We start from the raw sequence: 20,138 nt of genomic DNA, 5'->3' as shown, positions 1-20,138 counted from the left end.
GGCACCAGTGACGGTAGCGATGACGAAGATCCTGATGAGGGCGAGGCAGGACTGGCCAAGCGTGATACCGATGATATCGACATGTCGGCGGGCGTCATCAACATCAGTTTCGCCGGTGCCGGTGGTGGCACCGCGGCCGGTGCGGGAGCCGTGGGTCTCAACTGGTTGCGCAACTCGGTCCGTGCCGAGGTCTCCGGGGGCAGCCTGCTCGACGCCGGAAATGATATCGGCGTGGTGGCCAACGACAAGTCGACACTGCTCAACTTTGCATTTGGCATCGCCGGAGCGGGCACGGTCGCCGGTGGTGCCGCTATCTCCTTCAACTACATCGGCGGCGATCCCAGTAATCCTTCACGCAGCCTGCAGTCCGAGGAGGAGGGTGCAGACTCCTCTCAAGACCTGTTCATGGTCGACACCGAGGAGGAGGACCAGGTCGATTTCACCATCGGGGAAGTCGCCGCGGTGGTCGATGGATCAACGCTCGATGCCGGTAATGACGTATACGTCGATGCCCAGGCCGAGAGCATGCTGATGAATTTCACGGCCGGCGGCGCCGGTGCCGGCACCGTGGCGATGTCCGGCTCGATCGGGATCAATTTCATCAAGCACCAGGTCAATGCCGAGGTCAGCAACGGTGCCGATGTCGAAGGTGACAGCATTATCGTGACAGCCGGCCTGGCGCCCATCTCCGTCAATGTGGCCGGCGCGGCCAGTGGGGCCGGTACCGTCGGTCTAGCTGGTGCGTCAGCGACCACGGATTACAATTCGACGGTCCAAGCGCAGATTATGGGCGGCGACACCACGCTGACCGCTCTGGATGGCGACATTATCGTTGATGCCCTGCTGCGACGCGTGACCGAGGGCACGTATGAAGGGCTCGACCCGGACAATACATCTCAAGCCGATGTCGACGAAACCGACGAAGACGCGGACGTCCCCGAGGACGATGAGGGCGCCGACAAGACGCCGGGGGACGCGCTCGACAACGACGATATCGATACAAGCGATGCACCGGACTTGCCCTCACCCACCGAGGCGGGTGACCAGATCTTCACGGCGGCTATCAGCGGTGCCGGCTCGGGCACTGTCTCGGTGGCTGGTGCCCTGTCATTGAACTGGATGCGCAGCACGGCCGAAGCCGTGGTCAAGGGGGCCGAACTCGAAGCCAGGAAGGGCGATGTGCAGATAGGCGCCGAGGACAATCTGGGCATGAATGCCTTCACCGTGGCGGCCGGTGCCTCGGGTGCAGTGTCGGCCGCCGGTTACATGTCCTACAACTACATTGGCGGCAACCCCGGCAGCAGTGGCCCGGATGCCTCCAACCGGGTCAGTGCCCGTGTCGAGGACAACGCCAGCATCATTGCCGAGACCATCGGCGTGAATGCCGATTCCGATTCGTCGATCAGTGCCTATACGGTCGGGGCGTCAGTATCCACCTTTGCTAGCGTCGTCGGCTCGACATCGCTCAACTTCACCCGCAAGGATGTGGATGCGAAGGTCAGCGATTCCTTCCTCAAGGCCACCAACGGCGATATCGACATTCATGCCGAGGATACCAGTTCGATCATTTCCGCCTCCGCGCAACTGTCGATTGCCGTCAAGGGCGGCAGCGTGGGTGTGACGGTGGCGCTGAACGATATTGCCAATTCCATCGAGGCAAGCTCGACCGGCTCCCAACTGATCGCGGAAAACGGCAGTGTCATCATTGATGCCGACTCATCGTCGATCAACCTGAACGTTGTCGCCGGTGCCAGCTATGGCACCTTCTTCAGTGGCGCTGGCAATTCCGGTACGGCACTGATCAAGAATGACGTCAAGGCGTTCGCCGAGGGACGACACGACTTCGCCGACGGCTCAAGTGCGGCAGCGTCCCAGGAAGAAAATGCCGGAGATATTCAGGCTGATGGCCATGTCATCATTCATGCCGACAGCAGTGACCGCAATATCGTCGTGACCGGCACGGTGTCGGCCGGGCTTGTGTCTGCCGGTGCTGCCGTCGCGGTTGACCTGATGGCAACCGAAACCAGCGCCTGGGTCGGCGATCACGATGGTGATGGCAGGGGTGGCGATATCCGCATCCATGCCGTCGGCAACGGTTCCCGTGACATCATCGAGGGTTGGGATGGTGACGAGTTCACGACGACAGCTGGCGCCGGTGTTGCTGTGCTGGCTACCAGTCGGGCACGTTTCACCAGTTACACCGCGGCCGTCGGCGGTGGCGGTGTCGGCCTGGCTGCCAACCTCACAACGGACGGGGTCAGTGGCAGCACCCGTGCGACCATCGGGGATGCCCGTATCAGTAGCGATCAAGATGTCATCCTGCGGGCATTGCACGTGGGCGAGGGGAACAGCGGTGGCGGATCGGCTGCAGTCGGTGCACTGGCGGCTGTTGCATCGGTCGATACGTCGCTCTTGTCTCATACCACGGCGGCAACCGTGCTGGGTAGTGGTGATGAGGACGACCCGGATATCGATGCCGAGGGAGATCTGCATGTCGAGGTCGAAAGCCATGTGACCATGCAGACGACCGTCGTCGGTGTCAGTGTCGGTCAGGCCGCTCTGGCGGGCTCGGCCAGTGCTGTCGATGTGGGCCTGACGACACAGACCCTTATCGAATCGGCGTATATCGAAGCGAATGATATTGATATTCAAGCAGCCAATACGACGGATCTGCGCTTCATCATCGGCACGGGTACCGCCGGTGGCATTGCCGCCGGGGCGTCCTTGGCGGTCGGGTTGCTCAATCCGGTAACAACCACGGATGTGCTGGGCAGCGACCTGGATGCCGCCGGTGACATCGCCATCGATGCCGATCAGCATACGATCACCCGGATTACTGCGGCGACCGGTTCGGTGGGAGTTAATGCCCTGGCGGGCACGATTTCCGTAATGACCTCGAACGCCAAGGCGCATACCTTCGTGGGCGACCTGGTGGATGACGACGATAATGTGCTTGCGCATAGCCACCTCGACGCCGAGGGCGACGTCGATGTTACTGCACTCACGCGTACGGAAATGAATCCCTGGGACAACCCGGAGGATAATTTCATCGGCTCCGTCGCAGTCGGCGCGACTGGGGCCGGGGCCTCGGTGGATGTCATGGTGCTGCGTGAAACGGCGCATGCCACCGTCGGAGACGATACTACCGTTGAGGCCGGGGGTGACATCAATGTCGAGGCGGACCTCGAACGCGATATTACCTCGCATGTGATGTCGTTCTCATTAACGGCATCGATGGCCTTCAGTGGTTCGGTCTCGGTGGTAAGCCTCGGACAAGGACTCAGAGAGAGCAGCCGGGACGAGTTCAAGGACGTCGGCAAGCTCATGGGCGAGACCTTCGGCAATGCCGGTGACTATCAGATGTCCAATGACGTTGATGAGGACGAGGCTGAAGAGGACGAGGAGAAGATCGACAACCCGAATGCCGGCACTCAGGAAACCCGCGACGGTTCCAATGCTGCCTTGAGTGACATGGAAGTGGCACCCTCCGTACCGGGTGCCGGTGATGGCGAGGACGGCCAGACGATCGGCGATGTCGCCGCGACCGTCGGACGCGATGTCACACTTGAGGCTGAGGGCGATATTGACATCGACGCCGACGATACTCTCGAGACCGGTATCATTACCGGTGCCGGTGCAGGCGGATACGGCGTGGCCGCAGTGGGTCTCTCCATCTCCGTGCTCGACAACACCACGGCCGCAACGGCCACGGTGGGCAGTGATTCCGATATGTCTGGCGGTGATGTGTCGGTGAACAGTGACTTCAGTGGCAACATTGACCAGGGGGCCTACGGCGGTACTGCCAGCGCCGGTCTCAGCGCGTCCGGGCAGAACGCAACGCTGTTCGATGACACCGAGCAGCTCGCCTATCTGGAGAGCGGTGTTATCGTCTCCGAAGCGGACAGTCTGTCTGTCGAAGCCCATGCCGACCGCCATTACAACCTTGAGGTGGCTGGCGGGGCCGTCGGCTCCATAGCCGCCGGGGTTTCGGTCGCCATCGTCGAGGTAACGGGTGGCACCGAGGCTTATATTGGCGAAGGCGCGACCATCGGCGATATCGAGGATGTGGGAGAGATCGGTACGCCTGGTGAGCTTACCTCCATCATCGAGGAGGTGACCGTCTCGTCGACGTCCAATGACACGATTGATGTCAATGCGGTTGCCGTGGGTGCCGGTTTAGCCGCTGGTGCTGGCATCGACATGGAGGTCTCGTTGACCAACGATGTCATCGCGTATCTGGGAGCCGGCTCCGATGTACTGGCTGGCTCGGTCAGTATCATCGCGGAGCAGACACCGGCGATCACCTCCGAGGTGATCGGGGTCAGTGCAGGAGGACAAGCCGTCAGTGCCTCTACCTCCTATATCACGCTTGGCGGCAATATTCAGGCGTGGCTGGGCACCTATGGAGAGAATGCCAATGGTCTTGATCTGATCGCTGAATCGCTGGATGTCCAGGCGGCCCTGTTGCGCCCGGAGACCCCGGACGATGGTGATGGGGATACCGTCAACGTAACGGCAACGGGGGTCAGTGGTGCGGCGGTCGGCGTGGACGCTTCGGTGCTGCAATTCTCGGACACGACCGAGGCCATCGCGGGCATCGGTGGATCGGCGACGGTCGCCCTAATGGCGCTTCCCGCCTATCAACAGCAGCGCCTGCAGACGTTGCGCGAGCAGGCGAGCGACGATACCTACGACGGCGACCTGTGGGATGACTGGGATGTCCCCGACGATCCGGCCGATTCTCTGACGTTTGATGACCTGCCACCGCAGAATATCCATCTGGATGTCGAGGCTCGTCAGTTCAGCCGCTTGAGCGGAGATCTGGAGAGCTATGCCGGTGGCGGCGTTGCGGTCGGCATGTCGCTGGCCAGCCTCGACCAGCGGACGACCACCGAAGCTCGGCTCGATCAAAAGGCCGACATCGAGGTCTTCGGTGCCGCATCCCCTGATGGTGATTCCAACCCCGTGGCCATCGTCTCGACGACCGAGCAGATAACTCGCCTTGATACTCAGGCCATCGGGGGCGGACTCGGGGCCGGGGCCGGTGTCGAAGTTGATCTGGATGCCGATTCCTCGGTCCTCACGGCGGTGGAAAACGGCGTTGACATCGGAGTGTTCGACAGTGATGCGACTCTGACGCTGTCAGCGACACAAACGCTCGACGTGGATGGCACCATGCGGGCGGTCGCGGGAGGTTTGATTTCAGGTGCCGGGGCCAACGGCGATTACCTGATGTCACCCGATACACGAGTGACGATCGGTCAGGGGGCCTCATTGGACGCCGGCGCCATCAGCGCCAAGGCCACTTCCGAAGTCTACAAGCGTGCCGTGGCCGATGCCGGTGACTACAACAGCGACGGTGAAGTGTACGGGCTGGCCGCAGGCGGCGGTGCCGGTGTCCTCATGACACTGGAGATAGACACCTTCGTCGAGGTCGATGACAACGCCAGCTTGATAGCGCGCGGCAACGGTGACGACATAGCCGGTAGCGGCGATATCAACCTGCGCGCGTTCAACGACATCGATGTACGTGACCAGGGCAGCCTGATTGCGGGCGGTTTGCTCAGTGGCGGCGGCATGAATACCGAAATCGATGCCGATCATGTCGCCACCGGCGTGCTGCTGGGAGACGGCAGTCAGGTGACGGCGCAGCACGATCTATACCTGGCTGCCAATACGCAGGCCAATCTGGCCGCGGTCATCTACATCGATTCTTATGCCGGGGTGTCGGTGAGCGTCGGCATCGCCGACGTGACGCTCACGCCGGTCAACGAGGTGTCACTGAATGGCGCCGATGTCACGGCACTCGGCGCGGCCTGGCTGATGGCGGGGCGTAACAGTGAGTATGTCAGCGACGAATACCGTGTCGTGTCGTCGGTGGATACTTTCTCGGCGAGTGCCTTGCCGATCGATGTAGTGGAAGCGACCGCGACACTGCAGCGTGACAACCAACTGACGGTCGATGCCGATTCGCAAGTCCTGACCCGTGGGGATATCAACCTGCTGGCCGAGGATTACGATGGTGCCGCCATGCTGGCGCGTGCCAAGGCCGTCAACTGGGTCAATGCCGCTGCCGGGGCGCTGGATGCGGCGCTGGGCGGTGGCGGCACCGAAAACACCGGCGGGACCGCGATTGCCGAATCCACCGGTAGCGTCACGATCGACGGCCGCCTGGAAACCGGGATCGACCGCAATCAGCGATTGGTGATCGACCTGGCCGAGGGCGTTTCGCTCGGTGACATCGACGAGGGCGAGATGGCGCTCGACGAGTTGTTCACCAGCTTGGATGGCTTTTCTGACATCGGTTATAGCCTGCGCATCGGGGGCGTCGAGACGGACCTGTTCGAATCACTGCAGAAGGCGCGCCAACGACTCGATGACTACCGGTCGGTCGGCTCCGATCGGGTGATCGATGAGTTCCGCGCCGAGGTCGAACGGCTGGAGCAGAAACTGATCGATCAGGGGCTGGCCGAGGAGGTCGACGGGGAAACCGTACTGCTCAACCCCGATATTGTCGAGATCGTGCTCGACGATATCGACGCCACCGCGGGTCGCATCGATGTGCGTGCCGATCACCTGGTTGGCGATGGCGATTTCGTTTCACCCAAGGGCTCCAATGTCACTGTGGTCAACAAGACCCCGGCCTGGATCGTGGTCAATGACATCACGATTTCCGAAACCTTGGGTGGGCTTTACTTCAACGGCGTGGAGATGGCGGATGATGCCGATATCGCCGATACCAACCTGAATGCTCCAGTGGGGCAGTCCGCTGATTTTGGCTATTCCGCCGATCCGGATTCAAATCCGACGCCGACGGTGATGATCGTCAACACCTATGCCAATGTGCCCGCCGACGATGAAATGGCGTCGATCCGGGAGGCACTGGATGTCGACGAAGACTTCTCGCTGGTCATCGATGAGTTCGACCGCGATGCCGTCATGCCCAGCGTGAAGGTCCGCGGCGATATCTATGCACCGTTGGCCGATGCCACGATCCTGGCCGGGAAGGATTTCGATCTCAGCAGCGATGCTGAGGATCTGATCAACGGTGACGGTGCCTCGCTGGTTGTCGGCAGCTTGGATCTGACGGCGGAAGAGACCATCAACATCGGCGGTGTCAGTCGTTACTCTCTGGGCGAACTGCCCTACAGGACCATGAAGGCTTTCACCGAAGGCTGGACCGCCAGTGCCGCGCCGGGGCAGATCGATACTTCCGGCATGCCGGACTGGCTCGCCGACTTCTTCGATGACCTCAACGAGCAGCGCGAAGACGAGGATCGTACCGATGACATGATCGACGCATTGAACGATATGTCGCGTGGCGATCCGACCATTGCCCGAACGGTCAATATTGAAGCCGATCTGATCAACCTCAACGGCCGCATCGAGAGCGGTGTCGACGAGATCGACGTGACGATCGACGAATCGGACGCTGATATCATCCGCCGCAAGCTGGCACGTGGTGAAACCAGTGCGTTCCGCCTGACGGACGCCTCAGGCCGGAGTGGAAAGGCCATCGATATCGGTTTCAACCCCGAAACCATGCAGATCGAATTGACCGATGCCATGGTCGGCGGTGGCAACGTCACGGTCGATGGTCGCCTGATCAATACCGGTACCGGTGAGATCGACGTCATGGCGGGTTATGGCGATATCAATGTCGATAACCAGACCAGCTATGCGATTTCTCTGGCTGACCTGGATGTCGAGAATCCCGGCGATGGCAAGCTGACCATGATCGACCGGAATCGGGACACTGATGAAGTGATCAGCGAGCTGACCGTTGCCCAGCAGGACGACGGTCGTTTCCTGGTGACGGAAACCGGCGAGGATGACCGAACCCTCACACGGCAGGAACTGCTCGCTGAAGAGGATCTGACCTTCACACCCAAGGAAAACACCCGTTATGCCTTTGAGGTGCTACAGACCGAGAAAACCGAAAAAACCTATACCCTGACCACGTCTGAATGGGCGGGACTTGATGCTCTGGCGGCCGATCCACCTGATGACTACGACTCGGACGTGGAGACGCTATCCAAACAGTTACTCCCTGAAGGGGACAGCGATAAGGGGTATATCTATCAGGGGGATGGTGATGAGAATGAATATGACTACAGCAACGTAACCACCAACGAAGATAACTATCCCAGTTCCGGTGGCGATGGCGTGCGCTATGTCGGTGACGAAGACAGCGACGATGCCATCAAGCTCAGTGACGATACCTACGTGGATGAGGGCTACTACTACACCGCTGGACTGGAGGAAGTCGACTCGACCTGGTATGGCAAGAAAACCTATGAGCTCGAACTGACCAACCAGACCATTGAGTCGACCCGCCATACCCATGACATCGCAGCCGACAAGGACGTCGCGATCGATTTCTTCGGCCGCGAGCAGGGCAGCATCAATGTCGATTCAGTCGGCGATATCGTCCTCGACGGTGATGTCATGGCAGGTGAAAACGGCAGTGTGACGATGAAGAGTAGTGAAGGTCGCATCGTCAATGGCAGTGACGAGACACCGTCGGTCAGCGGCGGCGATATCGACCTCGACGCGGCGGAAGGCATCGGCGAAGTGCCGACCGACGAAGCTTCTCCCGTTGTGGTCGAACTCGTCGGGGGTGACGGCCAACCGTCAGGCGCACTGAATGCGTCCAGTGCCCATGGCGATATCCTGTTGCACAGCAATGAGTCACTGCGGATGGATCGTATCACTGCCGAGTCCGGTGATGTGGAACTCTCCACCCGAACGTCACTCATTGCCGCGGGCGACGCGTCTCTGATTGCGGGCCAGATGATTACGCTGGAAGCTGGCGGCGACATCGGCAGTAGCGATAACCAGGTTCGCATCGACACCAGCTTCCGCAGCGACAGCGCCACGGCTCTCCAGCGTGCCAATGACGTGCTGATCATCGACAACGGCGATGGCGGCGGCAATGTCTTTATCGAAGAGACATCCGGCGACCTGCGTGTCGATTCGATCCAGACCGCCGGCGATGTCACGGTTCATGTCAACCAGGGCGATCTGCTGGACGTCAATGCCGAGGCCGAGCGCGATGAACGTACTTACGAAGAGCTCAAGAACGGTGTCTGGGCGGCACTTTCACTGACCGACGACAGCCGTCAGGACGACGCCATCGAGAATCTGGAAAATCGTCGCACTGGGGAATACCAGAACTACTGGCAGGAGCGGCTTGGTCTCTCCGACGACCAGTTGGGCGAGCTCGACCATGGTGAGAGTTATCGACTGCGTAATGTCGGTGACTATTCCGTACTCGTCGTGGTGGATGAGGACGACGATCCGGTTCGCGCCGTCGATCTGACGCCAGAAGGAGACGAGGGCTCCGAACATCGCCTCTATACCAGCGAGACCGATTACGAGACGCTCACACGCGACGATCTCGAAAATGTCGATTCGCTGGATCTCGAAGGCGTCGATGAAACACTTGCCAAGGTGCTGTCCAGCCTCTCTGAGGACGGAGGTTATGTCATCAAGGGCTCGGCACTGGCAATGGCCGGAGCGACCGATGTCACCTACCGTCGCTGGGTTGCCTACGATCCCGATGCCGACATCCGCTTCAGTGAGGACAAGCGCCAAGCCATGCTCGATCAAGGCGCCAGCGAGGAAGAGATCGAAACGATCGAGACGACGCGTACCGAACGGTTCCATGATCTCCATGAGAATTATAGTGGGGAAACCGACGTTTACCGTCTGGACCACACCGTTGACGTCAGTGAAGCCGAGAAAGAAGAGCTGCGCTCCAACATCAAGGTCTGGACCGAAACGCAACTCCTCAGCCTTGTCAGTGAAGGGCTGCTCAAGGAAACCACCGATACCCAGGTGGATATCGAGGAACCGAATATCAATGCCGGTGGCTCGATCTCTATCGTCACGAACGCCGGCAGTGTCGGCTCCGTGGATGACTACGAAACGATCTCGCTGGTCGGCGAGGAGGGCGATGCGTTCAGTTCGCTCACCGATGACGAACGCGTACTGCTGTCCGCCGCCGAACGCAATGACATCACCTACATTCGCGATGGTCTCATTTCGGGGCTGGAAGTCGACTTCGCGGTCGATACCTCGGGCGAGCGAAATCAATTGACAGCCACCTTCACCGACGGCGGCAACTGGACGAATTATGATCTGTCGGTGGGCGACGAGCTGTATCTGAATGGCGAGGAAACGGTCAACTACACTGAAAACGGCCAATACCTCACCGTCGAGAGCCTCTCCTCTGGAGAGCTGGTCATGTCCACACGTGCTGATGTCCAGTCCGAGACGGGGCAGACCATCGAACTTGGTCAGGTGCTGCTGGATCCGCTGTCCGCCGGTGACGATGTCAATCTCAGCCATATCGTCATCGATCAGCGGGAGGACGTGAACGTCGAACAGCGCGATATCAGTGCCGGAATCAGCGTCGATAGCGCCGGCGCGCTTTATCTGGGATCGGAAAATGACCTGGCGCTGAGCCATATCTCGGCGGCGGACGATCTGCGCATCAAGGTCGGCGGCAGTCTCATCAATGATGGTGCCGTCATCGAGGCGTCGGATGCCATCCTTGAGGCCGCGACGGGGCGCATCGGCTCCGCCGACACGCCGCTCGAGTTGCGTCTGGACGCCAATGGCCTGATCACGGCGCGTGCGCAAGAGGATATCTTCCTGGAAACCACGCAGGGCCGCGACATCAACATTGCGTCACTCTATTCCGAGCGTGGCGATGTCGTACTGGACGCCGATGGCGATATCCTGGACGGTCTGAACCACGATCTGCTCAAGGTGCTCGCCGATAACATCACGCTGACGGCAGAGGGACAGGTTGGTGATCTATCAGCGGGAGATTCGCTGGAGGTCGAAGCCAGAGAGCAGGTCAGCGCGGCAGCTGGTGGTGACATCGCTCTGGCATCACCCGATGCCGATCTACGGGTGGGACACATTGAGACCGATGACGATGTCCATCTGTCGGCGCTGCTGTCGATACTCAGCACCAATGCCGAGTCGGGGTCACTCGACACCAATGTCACTGCACACGACCTGACATTGGCGACCGTTGCTGGCGGGGTAGGCAGTGTCGACCAAGACCTGATTACTGACACTCTCGGTCGGGTGGATATCGAGAGCTTCGACTCGCTCTATCTGACCGACAAGAGTGATTCGTTGGGGCTTGGCATCGTATCGGCCGGCGGTGGAACGGCAAGTGGCAACAACCTGGCCTTCATCACGGCATTGGGGGCCATGCGAAATGCGCTGGATGCCGACGAAGAGTTCAATCTGCTCTCGGCCAATGTTCACCTGATCGCCCAGCACAATATTGGTGAGCGGGGTAACGTCATCACCTCGCGGATCGGCCAGTTGGAAGGAGCATCGACCCAGGGTAGTGTGTTCCTCGACAACACTGGCGAGATGCACGTCAGCGAAAGCGGTCTTACCGCCGGAGGTGAGATCGAGCTCACTACCAACAGCCCGCTGGTCGTCGACAGCGATATCAATGCCGACGGTACCGTCGTACTGACAGCCATGGAAAATCCTGATGACAGTAGTGACAACGGCGATACGGTCACCTTCACCGATGGTGTCAGCGTCTCAGCCGCCGATGATTTGATCATCGAAGCGGCCGACGGAGTGATCGTCGATGACCACGGCGTTTCTCTCGAGGCCGACCATGACATCCTCATGGAAATCGAGCTCGCCTCCTCGGTTGACGACGAGTCGAACCTGGATGATGCCATTGCCGAGAGCACGCTGCGCGGTACGCTGATGGCGGGTAACAATGTCATGATCGCGATGAGCGACAAGCGCCATGAGTTCGAGGTGCGCGACGGCACGCAAATCACCGCTGACGATATCCTCCTCGATGCCGGCGATGGCGACAATCAGTTGACGTTGGATGGCAGCTACGTTGCCGAGGAAGGAGACATCGAGCTGGTGACCGGTCAGGGCGAGGATACGCTGGCCGTCCAGGGCACGTTGTCCGCCAATCGCTCGATCACCGGCGAACTGGGCGATGGCGACGATGACGTTGATATTTCCGGCTCGCTCGACGCTGACGATATCACGTGGCAGATGGGCCGCGGTGCGGATGAGCTGGATATCAGTGGCGGCTTTGATGCCGAGGCGACCATCGATATCGGCCTGGGCACTGGCGATGACGTCCTTCTGGCGACAGGTACCCTTGATGCCGACATGATCGCGGTCGCGGGCAACGCGGGTGACGACACGCTGGTCTTCAATCCCACCGGCGATGATCGACTGCTCGGCGAAATGACCGTCGACGGCAATGCTGGCGAGGACCGTCTGGGTGTCGCCGAACTCAACGACCGCGACGAGCGACTCATGCTCGACGGCGGGGGCGACACGGATCGGGTGCGCATCGTGACCCGTGATCAGGACGGCAAGGGCGACAACGGCGATTATCGCATCACCGTCAGTGACAGTGGTGCCGTCAACGACGGCGTCGACGAGCTGATCATCGAAGGCCGTGGCCATGAGGGCGATAACGGCGGCGATCTGGCCGATCTGTTCCTTATCCGCCAGAACTTCATCGCGCGCATGGGCGGCAATGCCGAAGCCGGTGTCGAAGGGGAGAATGTCGAGCGTATCGACTACGACGACAGCCTCAACGGCCGGGTGCGCATCAACGGCTACGCCGGGGACGATGCCTTCATCGTCGATGATACCTCGACGCTGATGACGCTCGACGGCGGCGCTGGCAACGATCGTTTCCAGATCGGTCAGGTCTTCGCCGAGGACCCCAGCGACCCGGATGAACTCGTCGACGGCGTGTACGAGAACTCCGGCGTTCGCGAAGGCGACGAAATCGTGACCACCGAAACCACCCAGGGCTTCCTCAGCCCGGGGAACCGCGAGTCGATGGTCATCTATGGCGGCGACGGCCAGGACGAGTTTACGGTCTACAGCAACAAGGGTCTGCTGCGCATGGAGGGCGAGGCCGGCAATGACGACTTCGTGGTACGCGCCTTCCTTATCGAGGACGATATCGAAGTCCGTGGCGGTGGTGATGACGACCACATCGAATACAACATCAACGCCCCGGTGGATATCGATGGCGGCAGCGGCTACAACACCCTGACCGTATTGGGCACCGAGGCAGACGACAATTTTGTCGTGACCGAGGACGGTGTCTTCGGCGCTGGTCTCAATATTGGCTATGACAGTATCCAGGAAGTCAACGTCGATGCCCTGGAAGGCGACGACACCTTCTATGTGCTCTCCACGGCCTTCGACGTGACCACGGAACTGGTCGGTGGTCTGGGCAGTGACAGCTTCCGCCTCGGTGGCGATGTCACAGGCCGCGTGGTCGCTGCCGACGCCGAAGGGCGCAGCAGCTTGATTACCCACGGTGTCGACAGTGACGATGAGGACTACGACGACCTGTTGGCGGATGGCACGCCGGTCACGGTGGCCGACGGATCGAGCGGTTCTGTATCGATCGACCAGAAAGGCGGCACACGTTTGCTCGAAGGCGATGGGCCGGGAAGCTACCTGATCGATCTGGCGCTATCTGACGATATGAATATCGCCGATGGCGCCATGGTGAGCCTGACCGTCTCGGCGGCGCTGTCGTCGAGCCAGGATCGATCTCGGGCCAAGAATGGCAACGAGCCTGAGACGGTCAATATCGCCACCAGCGAGAACGGTGACTACCGCCGCGCCCAGACGATCGATTTTACCTTTGACGAGGTCAATGGCTGGACCAGTGAGCAGGAGATCTTCGTTCAGGCCCCGGAGGACGGTGTGGTCGAAGGCACCCGAGACGTGACTATCAGTCATATGACCAACGTCACCATGCCTGATGGCGAGAATATCCCAGAGCCACTGGCGGAACTCGAGGAGCAACCCATCGCCAATGCCATGATCACCGTCTATGACAGCGATCAGGGCGACCTCTTCATCAATCATGAGGGCGATAATCTCACCGTCATCGAAGGCGACAGCGAAACCGGACAGACCGACAGCTTCGAGCTATCGCTCACCACGCCCCCGGAAGACGATGAAACGGTGACGGTGATGCTCGACTACGACGACGAGCAGTTCGAGGTCAGCCAGGAGACGCTGAGCTTCGATGCCGATAACTGGGACGAGCTGCAGACTATCGAGGTCAGCGCCGTCAATGACGATGACCCGGAAAACCGTCTGGATGATCGCATCGGCTTCGATATCAGTTCGGACCGTGACGGTTCGGTCTATACCGACAGCGAACCAGGCAATGTACGTGTCAGCGCTTATGACAACGACAGTGCCGATGTGGTCGTCCAGGAAACCGGCGATCGCACCCAGGTGGGCGCCGACGGCGGCTTTGACGAATACACCTTGCGCTTGACCCAGGCGCCGGAGGATGACGTCACCATTGATCTCAACAGCGACGGCTTCAGCGACTTTGACCTGGAGGCCGATCGCATCGATTTGCGCAACGTGGCCGACGGCAACTGGGGTGTCAGCGTGCTTGATCCCGAGGAAGCGGGCGCCCGTCTGATTCTTGATGGTGATGAGAATTGGAATGACCTGGGCGTGAGAGTTGGCATGCAGCTGTCATTGGATGGTATCGATGGCCGGGTCAAGGTCAATCATCTCTCGGATGAAGGCAGCGAACTCCATCTGACGGCCGACCACGATAACCTTGATGGCGAGTCGCTGACCCTGACTGAGGTCGCTGTGCCGTCGGTCACCTTCACGGCCGAGAACTGGGCCGACCAAGTCAACGTCAAGGTGGCTTTCGATCCGGATTATGTCGCCGCCGAAGGCAGCGAGAATGACAAGGTCTTCTCGCCACAGCCCCATGTGCTGGACCGCATTCAGGGGCCGCTGATGTTGGAAGGCGGCACCAGCGATACCGATCGTTCGCTTGAAGATGCCATCATGCTGCCCTACGAAGAGCCGGGTGAGCCGGACGAGGACCGGGTCGGCGTGGTCTCCGGCGATGTCGAGATGACCGATACCGACGACGTCATCCTCGCTGCCGATGCCAGTGTTGCAGACCTGCAAGGCGAAATGAGCGCTGAAAGAATCACCGGCCTGGGCATGGGCGAAGGCATCCTTGAGCAGGACGATGGCAAAGGCGGTACGGTCGAGACACCGCGCGGCGTCGAGTATCACGGTTTCGAAACGGTCGAAGTGCGGCTAGGCAGCGGCAACGACGAGATGAGCGTTGACGCCGATCCGATCGACTTTAACGGCGAGATCGTGCTGCAAGCCAGCGAAGACGGCGAAAGCAGTATTCTCGAACGTCAGGATGGCGGCACCTGGTATGAAGACGGCTTCCGACGTGGCGATACGATCCGCATCGACGGTGAGCGTCATGTCATCCAGGACTTTACCCAGGAAGGCACGGGCCTGCTGCTGGCGATGACGCTTGATGAGCTTTCGCTGAGTGACGGTGAGGTCGGCATCATCCGCGAGATACCGTTGACCGCCATTCATGGTGGCGGCAATCGCATCGAGGATGGTGAGCGTGGTGGCGACACGATCACCGTTGAAGGCGGCTATGAGGCTCAGATGCCATTGGTCGTCTTCGGTGATACGGCCCGCAATGGTGGCCCCTACCTCGCCGATGGCGGCAGTGTGACCGACGACGCCCAACGTTTCACCGAGCATGGTGATAACCTGCTGGACGCCAGTGATGCCATCGGCGGTGTGGTGCTGGTTGGCGGTCAGGGTGACGACGAACTCATCGGCGGTACAGGCGACAATCAGTTGTTCGGCGGCGGTGGCGATGACCGGCTGGATGCCAGTGCCGGTGGCAACAACCATCTCTACGGTGACGGCAGCCTCGATCTCGCCATGGATGTCCGCATCGACGAAACAGTCAGCCTGCTTACCGTCTATGGTGCCACCGGCGATGCCGACGAATCCACCGGCGATCGGCTGGAAACCGGCGACGACCGGCTGATCGGTGGCAGCGGCAACGATATCCTGCTTGGCGATCACGGCGTGATCGAGCTGGCTTCGCGCGACGGCGTCGACGGTCAGCGCCTGATGAATTCCCAGCGGGTCATCGCCGTGCACTCCACCGACCCGGCATCGCTCGGCGAGAACCACCTGTCGGTGACGGATGGCCGCAACATTCTGATTGGCGGCTCGGCTTCGGATGCACTTGAAGGTGGCCTGGGTAATGATGTGCTGATCGGCGATCAGGGCGGTGTTCAGTTCGCCAGCCCCAACGCCTTTGATGTCCTGGATCGCATTATCGTTCGTGACGAAGGCCACGATGGCGAGGACACGCTGGCTGGCGGTCAGGGTGACGACGTGCTGCTGGGCGGTGGCGGCAGTGATCTGCTGCGCGGCGGAACACAGATTGCCATCGCGCAGAGCGGCAACGATACGCTGGTCGGTGACTACGCCGAGTTGCGCTATACCGCTGGCGGCCTTCACACGCTTGAGTCACTGCCAACCACGGCTGGCGGGGATGATGAGCTGCATGGTGGTGATGGTGCCAACGTGATCGTGGGCGGTGAAGGCGCTGATCAAATGACGTCCGGCCCCGGGGCTATTGATAGCATCGTATTGGGCGATCACGGCGAACTGCGCTGGAATGCTCATGGTGTCTTGATTTCCATGCGAAGTATTGCACCGACGGTTGGCGGCGACGACAGGATAACTGTCAGTACGGGTGAGGCAGCCGTTGTCGCTGGCACCGGCGGCGATATAGTTCGAACCGGTAATGAGAATAGCCTGGTTCTGGCCGATCTTGGGCGTATCAGTTGGCATGACAACGGGGTTCTTGATCAGGCCATTTCCACGAATCCGGGGCTTGGCGGTGATGACCACATCAGTCTTGGAAATGGTGACAATCTGGTCATCGCCAGCGATGGCAGCGATCGGATTGACACCGGCAATGGCCGTGACCTGATCGCCGGGGATCATGCCGACGCGATCTTCGATGGGCAGGGCCGGATCGCCAGTCTCGCATCGCACACCTTCGCAATCGGCGGCGATGACGCCATCGACGGAGGCCGTGGCGACGACTGGGTGATCGGCGGTGTCGGCAGCGATGCCATTAGCCTGGCCGGTGGCGATAATACCGTGCTCGGTGATAACGGTCGTATCGAGGCGCTCTACGGAATTCGTTCCCAGGTCAAGAGTCTCGATACCTCGGCCGCCACCGGGGCCGGCGATGTCATCGTTACCGGCCAAGGCGATGACCAGGTGATTGCCGGCATGGGCAGCGACGAGACCCGCAACGCCGGGGGCGAGTCCATCGCTATCGGCGATGACGGTCGCATCGAAAGCAACGCCGAGGGCCGCTACGTCATGGCCGAAACCGGTAATCCGGCCTATGGCGAATCCGACCGACTGATCGGTGGCAGCGATCGCGACATCCTGTTCGGCGGTGCCGGCGGCGATCGACTGGAAGGCAACGCTGGCGAGGATATCCTGTTCGGCGACTTCGGCCGCGTCACCCGTGATCCCGCGCTGCTCACGGTGGAAGCGATCAGCCTCTTTGAAGGAGGTAATGATGAAATCTACACCGGCCCGGACGGCGATATCGCCATTGGTGGCGCCGGTGGCGACGGCTTCTCCGCTTCGTTTGAAGAGGATTCGGTGGTTGGTGACTATGGCCGCTTCCGTATCGCGCTTTCCGAGCCGGACGAGAGTGAACAGGTCATTTCGCTCGTTACCTTGGCACAAGGCCGCCTGGACCTGCTGCGTTCCTCGCAACAGGACCTCTACAGCAATGACGGGGAGAGTGAAGGTGAAGACGGCGATAGCGACAGTGACGGCGGCACCTGGCTGCTGCTGGGAGGGGGAAATACCGCTGGCGTGAATGCCCGCAGCGGCGATGGCGGCAATACGACCACCGCCAACAGCGCCATCGAACGTATGAAGCGGTTGATCTCCGAGTGGCAACAGCGCGAAGGCAGTTCGCTGCGTGGCAGCATTGCCTCGCAAGTCGCTGCCAATGTCTCCAGCGGCGCGGAAGCGGAACGTCAGATACAAGACAATCCTCCCGCCATGGGGGATGCCAATACGGCGATGCAAGGTGACGGCCAGGAAGCCGCTCAGCCATCCGCCGATAATCCGGAGGCACAAACGCAAGAGCAAGAGCCAGAGAGCGATGACGCCGCTCAGGCGCTGATCGAACAGAGTGGTCTGGCGATTCCCGAGGAATTCCTGACGGCGCTTACCGCCTCGACAGGGTGGGGGATCGCCAAGGCCGGTGCCAAGTCGCAGGGGGCGTCTCAAACCCGGCTGGAGGCGCTGCGCCGCGAATGTGCCGCACGCGATTGGCAACGGCTCTGTCAAGGAGGTGATGAGGAGGATGAATGACGTCAACGACCGGTGACGTCGAGACTCAGGCTGCTGCCACCTCGGCGGACATCGTCGATACCCAGGCGTGGCTGACGCGCCACGGCGAGCGTCTGGCCGCGTCGTATCCCGGTGTCGAAGTCGCCGAGGGTATCGTGCTATGGCGCCAGTCGCCGAGCTGGCTGCCGGTCGCGCTATGGCCGGCCAATGCCGATGGCGTGGCACTGCTGGATCTCGCCGACCAGGTGCGTGAGGCGCAGCGCGGTCTGGTCAGTGCTCTGGACCAGGGCGGACTGGCCATTGGCTACCCTGTGCGGGACCTTTCAGACAATGCAGGAGCCTCATTAATCGGGGTCGTGGCGCTGCGTGTCACGCATTCAGGTGCGCCCGCCGAGTCGCCTCGAGAGGACGATCTGGTTCCCTTGATGCAGCGCCTCGAGGACGCCGTTGCCGGCCTCGAGCGCGACATCCTGGCTCGCCACCATGCCATCACGCGGCGTCGGCAGTCGCAACTCGGTGACCATCTCACCTTGCTGGCAGCGGTGCTCGAACAGTCCAGTTTCGATGCCGCTGCGATGCAACTCACTACCCGGCTGGCGGCGGCGCTGGATGCCGAGCGTGTCAGTCTGGGATGGCGGCGGGGCAGTCGTACCCGGATGTGCCAGATCTCCCACAGTGCCCGCTTCAATCGCAAGATGAATCGCATCCGCGCGACCGAAGCGGCCATGGATGAAGCGCTCGATCAGCGCCGGGCGGTGGTCTGGCCTCTCCAGGAAGGCGTCGAGCAGGAAGCGGGCGCGCCGGTCAATCGCTGCCACGGCGTGCTCTGCGAAATGACCGACGTGCCATGTGCCCTGACAGTGCCGTGTCTGGATGACGGCAAGCCCCGGGGGGCGGTGACCATTGAGCGCGAGCAGCCCTTCGATGATGAGGACATCGGGGCATTGCAGAGCCTCATGGCGCTCTGCACCCGCGCCCTGGAAGAGAAGCGACGTAATGACCGCCCGCTGCCGATCAAGGCGATAGCGGCGGTGGGGGAGCAGAGCGCCCGACTGCTGGGGGCGGGGCATCTCGGTTACAAATTGACCGCGATCGTGCTGTTGGCAGTGGCGGCATTTGCGTACTCCGCCACCGGTACCGATCATCAGTCAGCCGATGCGACGCTCAGAAGCGATGTGCAGCGGGTGATCGCTGCGCCCTTTCAGGGGTATATCGACGATGCTCGGGTGCGTGCCGGTGATCGGGTGGAAAAGGGTGATGTTCTCGCCACCATGGATACCCGTGACCTTCGTCTCCAGCAACTTCAATCGCAGAGTGAGCTGGCCAAGCTGTCCAGCGAGGCCCAGGAGCTGCGTGCCGAAGGCGAGCGCGCCTCGCTCAATGTCGTCGATGCACAGCGTGACCAGGCCGAGGCAGAGTTGCAATTGGTCCAGTCACGACTGGATCGTGCCAATCTACGGGCTCCCTATGATGGTGTCGTGGTCAGCGGTGATTTGACCCAACGCCTGGGCAGTGCCGTGGAAGGGGGCGAAGAGTTGTTTCGGGTGGCGCCGGAGGATGACTACCGCCTGGAACTGGCGGTGGATGAAGCGCGCATCAATGATGTCTCTCCGGGACAGCAGGGCGAGCTGATACTATCCGCCATGACCGATACGCCGCTCGACTTCGAGGTGACTCGTCTTACGCCGGAAACCCGCAGTCAGGAAGGTAGCAACCGTTTCATCGTCGAAGCGGAACTCAAGGAGGCGCCGGCCGGACTACGCCCCGGCATGGAAGGGGTTGGCAAGATCGAACTGGGGGAAGATCGATTGATCAGCATCTGGACCCGCGAACTCGTCGACTGGCTGCGTCTCAATGTCTGGCGATGGTGGGGCTGA

At 60.9% G+C, this 20,138-nt stretch carries 2 protein-coding genes (1 of these 2 cut by a window edge); both read left to right on the top strand.

The genetic code is table 11. The features are described 5' to 3' along the window. On the top strand, positions 1–18,282 hold the 3' portion of the coding sequence (locus ADS46_RS06435; protein ID WP_066317824.1) for a calcium-binding protein. Its footprint begins 8,235 nt before the window's first position; 18,282 of the gene's 26,517 nt are visible here — the last part of the coding sequence; its start codon lies beyond the left edge, outside the window; it ends in the stop codon at positions 18,280–18,282. Next, on the top strand, positions 18,279–20,138 hold the full coding sequence (locus ADS46_RS06430) for an HlyD family efflux transporter periplasmic adaptor subunit (protein WP_066317822.1): 1,860 nt from the start codon (positions 18,279–18,281) through the stop codon (positions 20,136–20,138). The genes ADS46_RS06435 and ADS46_RS06430 overlap by 4 nt, the downstream gene beginning before the upstream one ends.

Origin of the sequence: Halomonas sp. G11, assembly GCF_001663515.1 — a bacterium.
Lineage (GTDB): Bacteria > Pseudomonadota > Gammaproteobacteria > Pseudomonadales > Halomonadaceae > Vreelandella.
Note: the sequence above shows the minus strand (reverse complement) of the source record. Positions and strands in the feature narration are given on the sequence as shown.